Annotated in this window: 11 protein-coding genes; 1 reads left to right on the top strand and 10 read right to left on the bottom strand. The window is 56.7% G+C overall.

The features are described from left to right. Positions 1-9: 9 nt before the first annotated feature. From proS to radA, 7 genes are all read right to left on the bottom strand, one after another. Positions 10-1,554, bottom strand: coding sequence for a proline--tRNA ligase (gene proS, locus QZ487_RS10890; protein ID WP_285975201.1), 1,545 nt, complete (start codon positions 1,552-1,554; stop codon positions 10-12). Positions 1,555-1,604: 50 nt separating this feature from the next. Next, positions 1,605-2,162: a polyhydroxyalkanoate synthesis repressor PhaR gene (phaR, locus tag QZ487_RS10885; protein ID WP_285975202.1), complete on the bottom strand. Its 558-nt coding sequence runs from the start codon at positions 2,160-2,162 to the stop codon at positions 1,605-1,607. A 68-nt stretch (positions 2,163-2,230) separates the two neighbouring features. After that, positions 2,231-3,277: an alanine racemase gene (locus QZ487_RS10880; RefSeq protein ID WP_285975203.1), complete on the bottom strand. Its 1,047-nt coding sequence runs from the start codon at positions 3,275-3,277 to the stop codon at positions 2,231-2,233. After that, positions 3,270-4,907: an MFS transporter gene (locus QZ487_RS10875; RefSeq protein ID WP_296025082.1), complete on the bottom strand. Its 1,638-nt coding sequence runs from the start codon at positions 4,905-4,907 to the stop codon at positions 3,270-3,272. Before QZ487_RS10875 ends, QZ487_RS10880 begins: the two co-directional genes overlap by 8 nt. Positions 4,908-4,949: 42 nt before the next feature. Then, positions 4,950-5,393 (bottom strand): iron-sulfur cluster assembly scaffold protein, encoded by a 444-nt coding sequence (locus QZ487_RS10870; RefSeq protein WP_296025079.1) that lies wholly within the window; start codon positions 5,391-5,393, stop codon positions 4,950-4,952. Next, positions 5,393-5,911 (bottom strand): CvpA family protein, encoded by a 519-nt coding sequence (locus QZ487_RS10865; RefSeq protein ID WP_285975206.1) that lies wholly within the window; start codon positions 5,909-5,911, stop codon positions 5,393-5,395. Before QZ487_RS10865 ends, QZ487_RS10870 begins: the two co-directional genes overlap by 1 nt. Positions 5,912-5,920: 9 nt before the next feature. Further along, positions 5,921-7,288 (bottom strand): DNA repair protein RadA, encoded by a 1,368-nt coding sequence (radA, locus tag QZ487_RS10860; protein ID WP_285975207.1) that lies wholly within the window; start codon positions 7,286-7,288, stop codon positions 5,921-5,923. Between the two features lie 71 nt (positions 7,289-7,359). Between radA and QZ487_RS10855 the strand changes: the two genes are divergently transcribed. Beyond that, entirely contained in the window at positions 7,360-9,681 is a 2,322-nt protein-coding gene (locus tag QZ487_RS10855; RefSeq protein ID WP_296025075.1) for a patatin-like protein, read from the top strand. A 9-nt stretch (positions 9,682-9,690) separates the two neighbouring features. Here the strand turns inward: QZ487_RS10855 and QZ487_RS10850 are convergent, their stop codons facing one another. From QZ487_RS10850 to dnaK, 3 genes are all read right to left on the bottom strand, one after another. Beyond that, positions 9,691-10,578 (bottom strand): MBL fold metallo-hydrolase, encoded by an 888-nt coding sequence (locus tag QZ487_RS10850; RefSeq protein ID WP_296025072.1) that lies wholly within the window; start codon positions 10,576-10,578, stop codon positions 9,691-9,693. A gap of 66 nt (positions 10,579-10,644) precedes the next feature. Next, positions 10,645-11,784, bottom strand: coding sequence for a molecular chaperone DnaJ (gene dnaJ, locus QZ487_RS10845; RefSeq protein ID WP_296025070.1), 1,140 nt, complete (start codon positions 11,782-11,784; stop codon positions 10,645-10,647). A gap of 79 nt (positions 11,785-11,863) precedes the next feature. Then, positions 11,864-13,807 (bottom strand): molecular chaperone DnaK, encoded by a 1,944-nt coding sequence (gene dnaK / locus QZ487_RS10840; RefSeq protein ID WP_296025067.1) that lies wholly within the window; start codon positions 13,805-13,807, stop codon positions 11,864-11,866. Positions 13,808-13,822 lie beyond the last annotated feature (15 nt).

The following is a 13,822-nucleotide window of genomic DNA, read 5'->3' as shown; positions in this document are numbered from 1 at the left end:
GCGCTTCAATCAATAGGCCTTGGCAATCAGGATCCGTTCGACCGCAGGGTCTCCGGTAAAAATACAGGGGCCGTCAGCAGGTTCGGCATCACGCGGCACGTTGCGGATGTTGAGCTTGTGTCCCTTTAAAGTCTCGACCACCTTCTCCAACGCGTCGCCTGTCGGCTTTGACCACTGCACTTCCAACCAGCCAGGATATTTTGCAGAGCCATCATAAAACGCCGCTACTTCATCCAGCGAAGTTACGCCGCGGGTGATATTGGCGTCGCGGCGTTCGGCAGCCTCATTGAATAGCGAGTTCTGAATATCTTCCAGCAGCGCGCTCAATCCGGCAACGGCGTCTGCGCGAGGTGTGAAAGCGAAGTTGGCTTTGCCGTTGTCCATGTTCCAAAGCTGGTCGCGGCGGATCATGGCAACTTTGTTGTCATTCATATCGCGCGGACCAACTTCCATGATGACAGGGGCGCCCTTGCGCACCCAGTCCCACCGCTTGGCCGCGGCTTGTCCAGGCTTCTTGTCCAGCAATACGCGTACCGGTTCGCCCAGTGCCTGTTGCGCCGCAATTTCTGCGCGCAAGCTCTCACAATACTCGAGAACGACCTCGTCTTCATCTTTGCCGCGCAGCATCGGCAGGATCACGACCTGATGCGGAGCGATACGTGGCGGCACGCGCAGGCCGTCATCGTCACCATGCGTCATGATAACGCCGCCAATCATGCGCGTCGAAACACCCCAGCTGGTTGTGTGGCAATGCTGTTCGGTGCCTTCACGATCCTGATATGTGATACCGGCAGCGTGCGCAAAATTGGTGCCGAGATAATGCGAAGTTCCCGCTTGCAGCGCCTTGCCGTCCTGCATCATCGCTTCGATTGACCAGGTCTCGACAGCACCGGGAAAACGCTCGTTCTCCGGCTTCTCGCCCGCGATCACAGGCAGCGCCATGTCTTCTTCTGCGCACGCACGATACATTTCCAGCGCGCGGTGTGTTTCCTCCAGCGCCTGTTCCCGATTTTCATGGGCGGTATGCCCTTCCTGCCACAGGAATTCGCTGGTGCGCAGGAACATCCGAGTGCGCATCTCCCAGCGCACCACATTGGCCCATTGATTGGTAAGCAATGGCAAATCGCGCCAGCTCTGGACCCAGCGCGCCATGGCATCGCCAATAATCGTTTCCGATGTCGGGCGAACAACAAGCGGCTCTTCCAGCTTGGCTTCGGGATCGGGGATCAAGCCGCCCTTGCCATCGGAAATCAGGCGGTGATGCGTGACAACAGCCATTTCCTTGGCAAAGCCTTCAACGTGTTCGGCTTCGCGTTCAAAGTTCTTGAGCGGAATGAAAATCGGGAAGTAGCAATTCTGTACGCCCGCAGCTTTGATGCGGTCATCCATCAGGCGCTGGATACGTTCCCAGATGCCGTAACCCCATGGCTTGATCACCATGCACCCGCGCACACCCGATTCCTCGGCCATGTCGGCGGCTGAAATAACTTCTTGATACCAGGCGGCGAAATCGTCCTCGCGCTTGGTGTTGAGGGCGTGGCGAATATTGGACACGTTTACTGGTTCCTGCTGCTGCGGCGATTGGTTCGACCGCGCGTTTGTTCTTACTTGCTGAGCTCGTCCAGCTTCTTCTGCATTTCTGACATCTGCTGGCGCAGCGCCTCTATTTCAGAGCTTGAGCTGTCTTTGGCCTTGCCGCCGTTCTTGCTGGCGCCCGGCATCAATACATCCGTGGCGGCGCGCATCATCGCCATATTGGTTTCATGAATCTTGGCAAAAGGCGTATTGCTTATGCCCTTCTCAAACGCTTCACGGATCTTTCCCTGGTTATCGCGGAAGTTGGTCATGGCCGCTTCAAGATAGCTTGGCATCATCGACTGCATCGAATTGCCATACATGCTGATCAGCTGCCGCAGGAAGTTGACCGGCAGCATCTGTTCACCGCCACTGGCTTCCTCATCCATTATGATTTGCGTCAGGATCGAGTGGGTGATGTCATCACCAGTCTTGGCATCAAGAACTTGAAACTGGACATCTTCCCGAACCATCCCAGCCAAATCATCCAGCGTAATGTAGCTCGATGTGCTGGTGTTGTAGAGACGACGGTTTGCGTATTTCTTGACGATGACGGTATCGCCATCGCCTGCGTTTTTCTTGGCCATTATGCTGCAACCTTATAGGATCTATGCTGCGCCCTTAGCACTTGCACAATGTGCAGTGCAACATGCGACTACCGCGGCTTGAAGCGTTGTCCCAATGTGGTAAGCAATTCATACTGAGACAGGCCCGAATTCGGCGCCACATCGGGAAGGTGGAATGGCACTTCAAGCCAGTCGCCCTCGCGCAAGCTGGGTGCGTTGGAGAGGTCGACAATGAGCATGTCCATCGAAACTTTGCCCACGATCGGAAGCCTAGTTTTGCCAAGCAGCAAGTGGCTGCCTTCGCCGCCTCTGCTGCGAAAAAAACCGTCAGCGTAACCAAGCGATACAACACCCGTTGGCATGGCACATTGGGCAGTAAATTCCGCATTGTAGCCAACAGAGTCACCTGCACTGAGCGAACGGGTTTGCAAGATTGCAGCTTCCGGCCTGGCGACCTGTCTGATCTTGTTCGCAAGTTCAGGCCTTGGAACACCGCCATACAGCGCCAGTCCAGGCCGCGTCAGGTCGAAGTGATAGGCGCTTCCAAGCGCGATCCCTGCGCTGTTAGTCAAACTGGCGGATTGGTGCGGAACGACTTCTGTTGCTTGTTTAAATACCGCGAGCTGCCGTGCATTCATGACATTGTCTTCATCGGCGCAAGCGAGGTGCGACATCAAGATATCAACATCCAGCGAGGCAATCGCAGGGTCAGACAAGTCCCCCAGCGAGACGCCCAGTCGATTGATCCCGGTATCCACCATCAGTTGGCAAGTTCCGCCGCCGCTTTCATGCCAGAGCCTGGCTTGAGAAACCGAATTGATCACAGGTGCGGCACCGGTCTGTTGCGCATAGGCAGCGTCAGCCGCATTCATTGGGCCATGCAGCACGGATATCCTGGCCGGTGGTACATGGCTGGCAACCGCTTCGACTTCGCTCCAGTGTGCAACGAAGAAGTGCGTGCAGCCTGCGTCGCGCAAAGCGGGTACGCATGCATCCACGCCCAACGCGTAGCAATCGGCCTTGACAGCTGCACCGGTCTTGGCCTCGCCGGACATCGCATCGAGCGCGCGCCAATTATCTGCCAGAACGTCAGCGTCAATTGTCAGCCGCAGGCTGGGCGGCGGAAGTTCAGCCATGTTCGTCTGTGAAGTCTTTCGGTGGGCCATCAGGGATGCCCCACCACAGCACAACGACACCAAATGCAACGACGACCCATGTGTACCAAAGCCCGGAGTAGATGTTGCCCGTGCTCGCCACGATCACACCTGCAATCAGCGGCAGAAATCCGCCCAAGTAACCCGCGCCGATGTGATACGGGATCGACATCGAGCTGTAGCGAATGGTTGGGGGAAACATTTCAGAAAGCAGCGCTGCAACCGAACCGTATGTGAGCGCTGATAGCATGCCCAGCCCGAGCAGGATCGCGACAATGCCAAGGATATTAGCGGCCGCCGGTTGTTGCTTGCTGAAGTCAAAACCGTACTCACCCAACGCATCGCGAATACCGGCATTGCGCGCGGCACCATCATCAAACCATTCTTGCTCAAGCGTCACGTCTTCAACGCCTGCGAGCAATCTCAGATCTGTGGCTGGCTCAACCTTGTAAGGGACGCCAGCGGCCGTAAGCGTTTCCAGCACCTTGCCGCATTCGGTCTGCTCCCGGTTGAACATTTCGGCGAACGGGTCTGTCGTGCACTGGCTACCCTGGACCACAATCGGGGTCTGCTGGGCGGCGCGCTCAAGACCCGGATTGGCCAGACTGCCCATGCCCCAGAAAGCCGGGAACAGCAGAAGCAACGTCAAGACAGCGCCGATCATAATCGGTTTTTTGCGGCCAATCGTGTCCGACCATTTGCCGATCATGACGTAAAAACTCATCGCGATCAGGCCGGAGAAGAAAAGGATAAGCTCGACCGTCAGATCATCGACATGCATCGGCCCCCTCAGGAAGCTCATGCCGGAGAAAAACGCGGTGTACCAGATAGTGGTCAGAATGCCGGTTACGCCAAACAGCGCGACAAATATCCGCTTCTTGTTTCCGGGATAGGTGAAGCTCTCCTTGAACGGATTGCCGGCGATTTTTCCCTCCGCCTTCATCGCCTGGAACACCGGGCTTTCTGACAGCATCAGGCGCATCCACAGAGAGATCACGAGCAGAATGATCGAGAGCAGGAATGGCACGCGCCAGCCCCAAGCGGCAAAGTCATCTGCCGGGATAAGATACCGGCAAGCCAACACTACTGCGATGGACAGAACGAAGCCGCCAGCAACACTGGCCTGGATGAAGCTAGTATAGAAACCGCGCTTTTCCGGTGGAGCGTGCTCGGCAACATAAATCGCTGCGCCGCCATACTCTCCGCCTAAGGCGAGGCCCTGGATCACGCGCAGCAAAATCACGATAATCGGTGCAGCAATACCGATCGTGTCTATGGTCGGGATCATGCCCACCCCGGCGGTGGCAATGCCCATCAGGGTCACAGTTACAAGGAACGTATATTTGCGCCCCAGCTTGTCGCCCAGATATCCAAACAGGATCGCGCCAATCGGACGAAAGGCAAACCCGACTGCAAATGTTGACCAGACGAGCAGCAGTCCAAGCGTTTCATTGTCCGTATCATAGAACGCATCCTTCAGGATGTAGGCAAGCGTGCCGTAGATGAAGAAATCATACCATTCGAAAACGGTGCCCGCCGAGCTCGCTCCGATTACAAGTTTGATTTCTTTCTCGGACGGTTCGCGAACCGCGACGCTAGCGCTTTCTGACATGGCTGCTGCACTCTCCCCTACAACATTGTGCGATGCGCCGCTCTAGCGTGTGTCTGGAACCTTGCAAAGCGCTTGCTGGGCAGCCTTCCACGGTAACAGGATTGCGCCATGGCGCCCCTTTAGTTCGCGCGCCGCAGACAGGGCCTGAAAGTCTGGCCAATCAGGTTCAGGTGCGGACGGATCTTTCATCCAGGCTTCTATTTTCGCAAGGACGAGATTGATCGATGTCAGCCTGGCCCCTGCTGCCGCACGCGCAAATACCGCCGCAGCGGCCTGACCAACTGCGCAAGCTGACACGCCCAGCCCTAACTCCGCGATTGCGTCTTGGTCGGTGAGATTGATGCCGACCGTTAAAGAGCTGCCGCAGGTCGTGGAGCGCGAACTTCCCTGTGCCTGCCAATCCCCCGAGAGCGGAAAGGCAGCCAATTCTGTCGCCAGTGATAGCAGATTGGGAGTGTAAAGTTTCGCCGCAGTGCTGGCGGGCATCACTCGCCTTCCACATCGATACGCAGGCGTTCCCTGCGTTCGGCAATAGTATTCACCAGATCACTCGAAGCGGAATCGATGACTGGGTATGTGCGTGCTGTGGTGATCCAGACGGGGCGCCCTTTGTACCCCCACAAGCTATCAAATCCGAGCGCGATGACCGAGAACGCAAACACTGTAATCAGCGCGCCCTTGACCACGCCAAATCCAAATCCCAGCACGCGGTCGATCGGTCCCATAATCGAACCGCGCGATGCCTCACCCACGTTGTTTGCGATGAGTTTCATGGCCGCATATGGGATCAGTAACAAAAGTGCGAACGCGAGGATAGAAGTTGTCGGTTCTGCATCGAGATACTCGAGCAGGATTTCCGTAAAAGGCTCGTGCAAATAGTAGATTGCCGCCGCGGCCAATGCCCATGCTGCGAGCGATAACACCTCCTGCACCAATCCGCGCAGAAAGCCGCCTATCGCAGCCACCCCGATAATGATGAAAACAATAATATCGAACCCGTTCATGGGGGCGGATTATGACTTTGACATCACGCGGTCAACGAGGTTCGCAACTTGTCCCAAACCATTGAACGCGATTTTGGATGCACCGGTCTTGCTGCTCGCCGGGCCAAACGCAGCGGCAAAGCCAAGTTTGGCCGCTTCCTTGACGCGCAAATTGGCATGAGCAACGGGGCGCACTTCGCCGGAGAGTGACACCTCACCGAACCAGACCGACTTATCAGGGAGCGGCCGATCCGCCAACGCGCTGACCAGCGCGGCCGCCACCGCCATATCGGCGGCGGGATCTGATAAACGGTACCCGCCGGCAATATTCAAATACACTTCGGCCGAACTGAAATTGAGCCCGCAGCGAGATTCCAGCACCGCCAACAACATCGCCAATTTGCTGTTGTCCCAACCGACCACCGATCGCCGGGGCGTTGCTCCCGATTGCAAGCGGACAATCAAGGCTTGAATTTCGACCAGGACGGGCCGTGTTCCTTCGAGAGCGGGGAAAACCGCGCTGCCTGCCAATGGTTGATCCCGTCCAGATAGAAACAGCATCGAAGGGTTGCTGACTTCTTCCAACCCTTCCTGCTCCATAGAGAACACGCCGATCTCGTCGACCGCGCCAAAGCGGTTCTTGAGTGCGCGCAGGATGCGGTATTGATGGCTCCGCTCTCCCTCAAAGCTCATCACGACATCGACCATGTGTTCCAGCACGCGCGGCCCAGCGATGCTGCCGTCTTTGGTCACATGTCCGACAAGCACGAGCGCGACACCATTCTCCTTGGCGTATCGGATCAATTCAAAGGCACATCCGCGAACCTGACTAACAGTGCCCGGAGCCCCCTCGATTGTGTCCGAATACATGGTCTGGATCGAATCGATCACTAACAGAGCTGGCGCTTCCATCTGACCCAATGTCGTCAGGATATTCCGCACTGATGTTTCTGACGCCAGCTGAAGCGGTGCATCGGACAAGCCGAGCCGTGCTGCGCGCATCCGCACCTGGCCCGCGGCCTCCTCTCCGCTGACATAAACCACACTTCCACCATTCTTCGCTATGGTCGCTGAAGTCTGTAGCAAAAGAGTGGATTTCCCGATCCCGGGATCACCGCCCATCAGCACCGCCGAGCCGGGCACCAGCCCACCGCCAAGTGCGCGGTCAAATTCCGCCAGTCCCGTCGAACGGCGTTTGGGTAATTCTGTTGGCGCATTCAGTTCTTCAAAGGCAACCGCACGACCGCCTCTCGATAGGTCATGCTTTTGCGAGAACACGGTCGCTGGCGCATCCTCAACCATAGTGTTCCATTCGGCACAATCGGGGCATTGCCCCTGCCACCGGTGTGTCACGCTTCCACAAGACTGACAGACATATCGCTTCTTTGCTTTCGCCATCCGCAGATCGATAAACGGAACATAGATAGAACGCAATTGCCTTCTGTGGTTAAACCCCTAAGGAAATCAACATGCACCAGAAGGAACTTCGTATTGCATTGGTTTGCTACGGCGGCGTCAGCCTGGCGATATACATGCACGGTGTTACGAAAGAGCTCTGGCATCTGGCCCGCGCAAGCAGATCCTACCACCTGGAGGAAGAGCCAGAGGGGCACGTGGCCAAGGTCTATCATGACTTGCTGGGAGAGATTGAGGCGCAACAAGGACTAAGATTGCGCGTGCTGCCTGATATTCTAACCGGCGCAAGTGCAGGCGGGATAAACGCGGTATTTCTGTCACAAGCTATATTCGCCGGACATTCGCTTGAGCCACTTACCGATCTGTGGCTTGAGAATGCCGATGTCGACAAATTGCTGGACCCCGATGCCCGCCCAATGTGGAAGTTCGCCAAATTCTGGGCCCAACCGATAGCCTGGTGGCTGTTCAAGCGACCCGGCAATGTGGTGTCGGAGAGCGTCGCCCCTGAAACGCGGAGCGAGGTGCGCCGGAAGGTCTCGCGTTTTGTGCGGGGGCGATGGTTCCAGCCACCCTTTTCCGGCGACAATTTTTCGCAGCTACTGTTCGATGCAATCAAGGCGATGAACGCCAACGAAACGGGGCCGCCGCTTTTGCCACCAGGCCATCCGTTGGATTTGCTGGTAACGGCCACAGATTTTCGCGGGCATGTAGAGATGCTGCGCCTTCATAGCCCGGCGGTTGTTGAAGAAAGCGAACACCGCTTGCCGATCGGATTTCGTGGTCTGACCCCGGCTCAATCTGGTGCAGGACTTGCTGATCCGCTTGAGCTGACGATTGCAGCGCGCGCGACGGCAAGCTTCCCGGGCGCCTTCCCGCCGCTTGAACTGGCAGAGATCGATCGTTTGGCCCAGCGAAGCAAACACCATTGGCAAACTCGCGGTGCCTTTCTGAAACGTGTCATGCCCACTCACGTGCGTCTGGGCACGACCGAACAAGTTGCGCTTATCGATGGCTCGGTGCTGGTCAACGCACCGTTTGAGGGCGCAATTGATGCCCTGCACGGCCGCCCTGCCCATCGTGAAGTAGACCGGAGATTTGTATATATCGATCCGCGTCCAGATCGGATTGCTTCACTCAAAGATGAGGAACAAAAGCCCGTCGGGTTCTTCGCTGCGATTTTCGGTTCGATATCCGCCCTGCCGCGAGAGCAACCGATCCGCGACAATCTGGAAGAGTTGAAACAGCAATCCCGCAACGCCGAAAGGTTGCAGCAAATCCTTGCCGGTCTTCGGCCTGAAGTCGACCGCGCGGTTGAGAAACTTTTCGGGCTGACATTCTTCCTCGACCGGCCAACGCCCAAAAGGCTGCACAACTGGCGCGCGAAAGCGCAGCAATCGGCAGCGCAAGAAGCAGGCTATACTTTCCATTCCTACGCGCAGGTGAAACTGGCAGGTATTGTCGAACGCCTGGCGAAATTGGTTCATCAGGCGGCACCGCAACTGGATCTGCCCGACTGTGATCCCATTGTTTCTACCCTGCGCGGCGAATTAATGCGGCGCGGGTTGGATCAATTGTCCGAGGAAAAGGGCGGTGCAAGCGAGGCTGCAATCGCATTCTTCCGGACACATGATCTGGGCTTCCGGATTCGCCGTTTGCGCTTGCTGGCGCGGCGATTGGCGCGCGATTGGGAGCGTGATCCCGAAATTCCTGACGATGTACTGGACCTCGCGAGGGGTGAAATCTACGCCATTATGCGGCTATACCTTGATCGGGACAAGCATGCGGTTCGGCACCCTGAATTCGGTGACCTGGCCGCCAATGTTTTTGTCGATCCCGGCGCGGTGTTGGACCACTTGGGGGCGCATCGCTTGCTGCCGGAAATCGATGATGAAGCGCTAGATCGCCTTTGCGCTGCACTGGCACAGATGCCCAAGCAACTTCGCCGACGTATGCTGTTCGCCTACCTCGGGTTTCCGTTTTACGATGTCGCGACGCTGCCACTGTTGCGGCACGAAGGATTTACCGAATACGATCCGATCAAAGTGGATCGAATTTCTCCTGATGATGCCCCATCGATACGAGATGGCGGCGCCAGAGCGACGCTGCGCGGCATAGAGTTCTACAACTTTGGCGCTTTCTTTAGCCGTGCCTATCGCGAGAATGACTATCTATGGGGCCGATTGCACGGGGCAGAGCGGATGATCGACCTTGTTTGCTCAACAGTAGACAGCGGTGTTGATAGCCGCGTCTGCCATGGGTTCAAGCGGCGCGCATTCGAAGCAATCCTGCAGGAAGAGACCGAAGCCGGACGCTGCGACGCCGGCCTGATCGAAAGCCTGAAAAGTGAAATCGCGGCGAAGTTTGATACCGTTTAAGCTGTCGAATTAGTTGAGGCTTTTCCAAACGGCCTCAATAAACCGATCTTCGTTGATGAAGCCTTCACCCCCATCAAAACTGTCGAGCGGGCGCAAGGCTTGAGCTTCCTCCAGCGATGATCCGGAATCGCGCAGCGCGCGAATTCGGGTCACAGCCTCACCTACAGTGTTGCGATAAGCGATCAATTCGCGGCGATCCGACATTGTGCCATGGCCCGGGATCACCTTTGTATCCTCATCCATCAGGTTGATCGCGCTATCCAGCGAATAGAGCAGGTCTTCGATATCACCGCCGGACGCCACATCGACAAAGGGCCAGCGCGGTATCTTGAAGTAAAGATCGCCCATATGGACGATATTCTTTTCGCGCCAGCGCACGATACTGTCGCCATCGGTTTGGCCACCACCGACAAACACGACATCAATTGTGTCGCCATTGAGGTGCAAGGTCACACCGCGTTCATAAGTGACAACAGGCAGAGCCGCCTTGGGTGACGGCGGCGTTACGCGCTCACCGCGGGTCGGCGGGAATGACATCCAGAAGCGCACATTGTGATGCGCGGAGATCGTTGCGCCAGTGCCGCCGAAATGTTCGTTTCCGCCCGTGTGGTCACCGTGCCAATGCGTATTGACGACATATTTGACGGGCGTCGCGCCAAGATAGGCGACCGCGCCTTCGATCTTCTCTGATAGCGGCGCGAACTGGTCATCGATCAGGATCGTGCCATCCTCACCATGGCTAACAGCCATATTGCCGCCCGCACCGAAAAGTACGGCCACACCCTGCGCCAACTCTTCGGAAGTAATATCCACCTCGCTGAAGTCTCGCTGAGCTGCCAGGGGCGATGCAATAAAGATCGATGCGGTTGCTAGTGCGGTGGCGAAAATGCGTTTCATGACTGTTCCCTCTGTTTGACCTAGGCTTAAGTCTTGCCGAGAGAAGGGTCGAGAATTGCCCGTAAATTAACTGCCGAACGCTTCCTTCACGCGGTCGAAAAAGCCCTTGCTTTCGGGGCATTCTTCACCGGTTTCGGTTTCGCGAAACTGCTTCAGCAGTTCCTTTTGCGCCTTGGACAGTTTGGTCGGTGTTTCCACCGCAATTTCGACCACCAGGTCACCACGTCCGCGGCCTTGCAGCACGGGCATCCCCGCTCCGCGTACGCGCAACTGCTTGCCGGATTGAATGCCCACCGGGATTTCAACGCTGTTATCGTCACCGCCCAGATCAGGGATATCGACCGTGCCGCCAAGCGCAGCTGTAGTGAAGCTGATCGGAACGCGCGTGAGCAGCGTCGTACCCTCGCGCTGGAAAACCGCGTGCGGCTTCACATGTACGAAAATGTATAGATCGCCCGCAGGAGCGCCTCTGGGCCCGGCCTCCCCCTTGCCAGACAAACGAATGCGCGTACCGGTATCGACGCCTGGCGGAACTTCAACCTCGAGTGAGCGCGCCTTGTCGACGACCCCTTCCCCGCGGCAATCACCGCAAGGGTTTTCGATCACAGCGCCGCGGCCGTGACAGGTCGGGCATGGGCGTTCAACCACGAAGAAACCTTGCTTGGCGCGAACTTTGCCGTGACCATCGCACATTCGACATTCGCGTTCGCTTGTACCCGGAGTAGCGCCAGACCCATCGCAAGTGCCGCAGCTCTGCGAGACTTCGATTTCCAGCTCGACTGTTTTTCCGTGGAAGGCATCGTCCAGGCTGACTTCCAAATCATATCGGAGATCCGCTCCGCGCCGCGGCTGCGCGCGTTGCCGCCCGCCACCGCCGCCAAAAGCGCTGCCGAAAATAGTCTCGAAGATGTCCCCGATATCGCCAAAATCGCCTTGCGGACCACGACCGCCGCCGCCACCGCCGGACATTCTCTGCGTATATGCTGAATGGCCATAGCGATCATAGGCCGCGCGCTTCTGCGGGTCCTTCAGGCAATCATAGGCCTCGTTGATGGACTTGAATTTTGCCTCACTCTCGGCATCGCCCGGATTACGATCCGGATGATACTTCATCGCAAGCTTGCGGTATGAGCTCTTCAGCGCACCGCCGTCAACGTCGCGCGAGACTTGAAGCAATTCGTAATAGTCGATGTCGGTAGATGCCATGCTGCTGCTTCCCTGCCCTAAACGCTAACCGCCACCGGCGCTATATGCGCTGGCGGCGGCAGAGTTTCCCATTAGGACATCAGCCCTTTTTATTGTCGCTGTCTTCGCTCGAATTTTCGTCAACTTCGGAGAATTCCGCATCGACAACTTCTTCGTCAGCCGAACTATCCGAAGAACCTTCCGCGCCAGCGTCAGGACCGGCAGCCTGCTCTTTTTCGTAGATCTGCTGACCCATCTTCATGGCCGCTTCTGTAAGCGCCTGCGCCTTTGCATTGATCGCATCGACATCATCGCCTTCGAGCGCGGTCTTGGCTTCGGCCAAGGCTGCTTCGACGGCAGATTTCGTATCAGCGTCAACCTTGTCGCTATGCTCTTCGATCTGCTTCTCGGTCGCGTGCACCAGGCTGTCTGCCTGATTGCGAGCTTCCGCAGATTCGCGGCGCTTCTTGTCTTCTTCCGCGAACTTTTCGGCATCCTGAACCATCTGATCAATGTCCGAATCCGACAAACCACCAGACGCCTGGATCTTGATCTGCTGTTCCTTGCCGGTGCCCTTATCCTTGGCAGAGACATTCACGATACCGTTTGCGTCAATGTCAAAGGTCACTTCGACTTGCGGAACACCGCGCGGCGCGGGCGGGATGCCCACCAGATCAAACTGTCCAAGCAGCTTGTTGTCAGCGGCCATCTCGCGCTCACCCTGGAAAACCCGGATGGTCACGGCATTCTGATTGTCTTCAGCGGTCGAATAGACCTGTGTCTTCTTCGTCGGGATCGTCGTGTTGCGATCGATCATGCGGGTGAAGACACCGCCCAGTGTTTCAATACCCAGCGACAGCGGGGTCACGTCGAGCAGAAGCACGTCTTTGACGTCGCCCTGCAGAACGCCCGCCTGAATGGCGGCCCCCATGGCCACCACTTCATCAGGGTTCACGCCAGTGTGCGGCTTCTTGCCGAAGAATTCTTCCACGACTTCGCGAACCTTTGGCATACGGGTCATACCGCCAACCAGGATCACTTCATCAATCGCGCCTTTATCCAGACCTGCATCAGCGAGCGCTTTCTTGCACGGATCGAGCGTGCGCTTGATCAGATCGCCAACCATCTTTTCCAGGCTGGAACGTGTGATCGTTTCAACAAGGTGCAGCGGCGTGGAAGAACCATCTTCCATGCGCGCGGTAATGAACGGCAGGTTCACTTCTGTCTGCTGCGAGCTAGAGAGTTCGATCTTGGCCTTTTCAGCCGCTTCTTTCAGACGCTGTAGTGCAAGCTTGTCCTTGCGCAGGTCCATGTTCTCTTTCGTCTTGAACTGGTCAGCCAGCCATTCAACGATCGCGCTGTCGAAATCTTCACCACCAAGGAAGGTATCGCCATTGGTCGATTTAACTTCGAACACGCCATCACCGATTTCGAGGACGGAGATATCAAAAGTACCGCCGCCAAGGTCATAGACAGCGATGGTTTTGCCGTCTTCCTTGTCGAGGCCATAAGCCAGTGCCGCGGCAGTAGGCTCGTTAATAATACGCAGAACCTCGAGGCCTGCGATCTTGCCCGCGTCCTTGGTTGCCTGACGCTGGGCATCGTTAAAGTAGGCCGGAACAGTGATAACTGCCTGCTCTACCTTCTCGCCAAGATATTCCTCAGCGGTCTCTTTCATCTTTTGCAGGATGAATGCAGAGATCTGCGACGGTGAATAATCTTCACCGCCAGCGTTGACCCATGCATCGCCATTGGTGCCCTTGACGATATTGTAAGGGACCAGTTCCATGTCCTTCTTGGTCATCGGATCATCGAACCGGCGACCGATCAGGCGCTTCACTGCATAAACCGTATTGTCAGGGTTGGTCACTGCCTGGCGCTTTGCCGGCTGACCAATCAGACGCTCACCATCTTTGGTGAAAGCGACGATAGAAGGTGTAGTGCGCGCACCTTCAGAGTTTTCGACGACCTTGGGCTTGCCCCCGTCCATAACAGACACGCACGAGTTGGTGGTGCCGAGGTCGATACCGATTACTTTACCCATGTTTCTTCGTTTCCC

Origin of the sequence: uncultured Altererythrobacter sp., assembly GCF_913057185.1 — a bacterium.
GTDB classification, from domain to species: Bacteria; Pseudomonadota; Alphaproteobacteria; order Sphingomonadales; family Sphingomonadaceae; genus Erythrobacter; species Erythrobacter rubellus.
Note: the sequence above shows the minus strand (reverse complement) of the source record. Positions and strands in the feature narration are given on the sequence as shown.

Coding starts and splice junctions, on each gene's coding strand:
- dnaJ (WP_296025070.1), bottom strand. CDS start 11,784: ATGGCATCTACCGACATCGACTATTACGAATTGCTTCAAGTCTCGCGC.
- QZ487_RS10880 (WP_285975203.1), bottom strand. CDS start 3,277: ATGGCTGAACTTCCGCCGCCCAGCCTGCGGCTGACAATTGACGCTGAC.
- QZ487_RS10870 (WP_296025079.1), bottom strand. CDS start 5,393: ATGCCCGCCAGCACTGCGGCGAAACTTTACACTCCCAATCTGCTATCA.
- dnaK (WP_296025067.1), bottom strand. CDS start 13,807: ATGGGTAAAGTAATCGGTATCGACCTCGGCACCACCAACTCGTGCGTG.
- radA (WP_285975207.1), bottom strand. CDS start 7,288: ATGGCGAAAGCAAAGAAGCGATATGTCTGTCAGTCTTGTGGAAGCGTG.
- QZ487_RS10855 (WP_296025075.1), top strand. CDS start 7,360: ATGCACCAGAAGGAACTTCGTATTGCATTGGTTTGCTACGGCGGCGTC.
- QZ487_RS10875 (WP_296025082.1), bottom strand. CDS start 4,907: ATGTCAGAAAGCGCTAGCGTCGCGGTTCGCGAACCGTCCGAGAAAGAA.
- QZ487_RS10865 (WP_285975206.1), bottom strand. CDS start 5,911: ATGAACGGGTTCGATATTATTGTTTTCATCATTATCGGGGTGGCTGCG.
- phaR (WP_285975202.1), bottom strand. CDS start 2,162: ATGGCCAAGAAAAACGCAGGCGATGGCGATACCGTCATCGTCAAGAAA.
- QZ487_RS10850 (WP_296025072.1), bottom strand. CDS start 10,578: ATGAAACGCATTTTCGCCACCGCACTAGCAACCGCATCGATCTTTATT.